The following is a 1,539-nucleotide window of genomic DNA, read 5'->3' as shown; positions in this document are numbered from 1 at the left end:
GGTGGTGCCGGAGACCAGGGCGATCGTGCCGGAGGTGGCGCTCATGGCGATCGAGCCGCTGGCGTCGGTGGTCGGCAGCGCGGTGGTGCCGCCGCTGCCGGTGCCCTCGCCGACCAGGTAGCGGGCGCCGGGGGCGATCGCGCCGGTGAGGGCGGTGACCTGCCAAGTGGAGCCGGAGGAAGGCGTACCGGGCAGGTACTGGACGCTGTAGCCCGACAGGTCGTAGGCCGTGGAACCGGCGTTGCCGAGTTCCACGAAGTCCCGGGTCAGGGTGGCTCCCGAGTTGCCTCCGCCGCCGTACACCTCGGCGATCACCGCCGCGGCCGACGGGGTGGCGTGCGCGGCGGGCAGGGCGGTGAAGGCGAACGCTCCCGCCGCGCCGACCGAGACGATCGAGTAGGCGGTGCGGCGGGCGCGGGATCTGCGCCCTTCAGGTCTGGACACGCTGGCGGTCTCCTCGTACTTCGTGTAGCTGCCGATACCGGTGCCTGTGGGGAGTCGGCTCAAGTTACGCGCGTAGAAAGGGAGTTGCCAGAGGGCCTCGCGTTAAATCCAGGGAACAAGTGGATGCGGGGGCGACGACCGCGGTCGCGAAAGTGACATTCCACACATAAGCCTGGTGATCGAATCGGGCAACTCGCCCCATTCCAGCCGACCTTGAGAGCTCCCGAGCCGCAACAGGTTCACCATTCAACCGTGGCTTTTTCCGGTTTAGTCCAGTTCACTCTGGATGGTTTGCCGCGCACCATAAGTCCGTTCTGAGCGCAGGGAGTGTGTAGAGGTATGTCCATTTCACCCCGTTCGTCGGAGATTCCGTTCGCTCCTCACCCGGTGAGCGCCGCCGAAGTCATCCCGGGCGATCTGATCGCCCTGACCCCGGACGACGCCGAACGCGCCTGCTGGTACGTCGTGATGCACACGCTGCCCGAGACCCCGGAGACGATCCGGCTGGCGCTGCGTCCGCCGCTCGGCGGGGCCGACCGGGACGAGGTCCTCGGGCGGAATCTGCGCGTCACCGTCGCCTGCCACCGGATGGACGTAGGGGCGATCCCCCGCCTCGACTCCCAGGACCTCACTGCGGTCCAGTTCCGGGACGGCGACCGGGTCACCTCCCTGCGAGTGGTCGACCCGCGCGCCGACGAGGTGTCGTACGTGCGGCGTTGGGGGGTCTGGCACCGGGATCTCGACGGGGCGACGGAGGAGGTCGCGACCGATGCGGAGGTCCGTGGCTGGGGCGGTGCGGAAGCCGCAGGGGCGAGTGAGGCGGGCGGCGCCGAGCATGTCGTACGGCATCATCCGCGGCCGGAGCGGGAGGTGGTCGTGAACGGGCCGCGGCGGGTGGTGGTCACCGGGCTCGGGGCCGTCACACCGCTCGGGGTCGGGGTCGGCGAGCTGTGGCGGGGGCTGCTCGACGGTCGGCACGGGATCCGGGAACTGGACGGCGAGGAGTTCGCGGAGCTGCCCGTGCGGGTGGCCGGGACCGTGCCCGTCGATCCGGCGGAGCTGCTGCCGCGGGCGGCGGCGCGGCGGATGAACCGG

At 70.6% G+C, this 1,539-nt stretch carries 2 protein-coding genes; one reads left to right on the top strand and one right to left on the bottom strand.

Annotation, left to right across the window (positions count from 1 at the left end):
* Nucleotides 1-393: lamin tail domain-containing protein (locus R6V09_RS52840; RefSeq protein ID WP_317888510.1), on the bottom strand; the 393-nt coding region annotated here is incomplete at its 3' end.
* A gap of 390 nt (nt 394-783) precedes the next feature.
* On the opposite strand from R6V09_RS52840, the gene R6V09_RS52835 reads away from it, so the two are divergent.
* Nucleotides 784-1,539, top strand: a 756-nt coding sequence (locus tag R6V09_RS52835) for a beta-ketoacyl synthase N-terminal-like domain-containing protein (RefSeq protein ID WP_317888509.1), incomplete at its 3' end; no start/stop codon positions are given.

Origin of the sequence: Streptomyces sp. W16 (genome assembly GCF_033194735.1) — a bacterium.
In the GTDB taxonomy this organism is placed as follows: Bacteria; Actinomycetota; Actinomycetes; order Streptomycetales; family Streptomycetaceae; genus Streptomyces.
The sequence above is the reverse complement of the archived record's forward strand: the minus strand, read 5'-3'. Positions and strand labels throughout refer to the sequence as shown.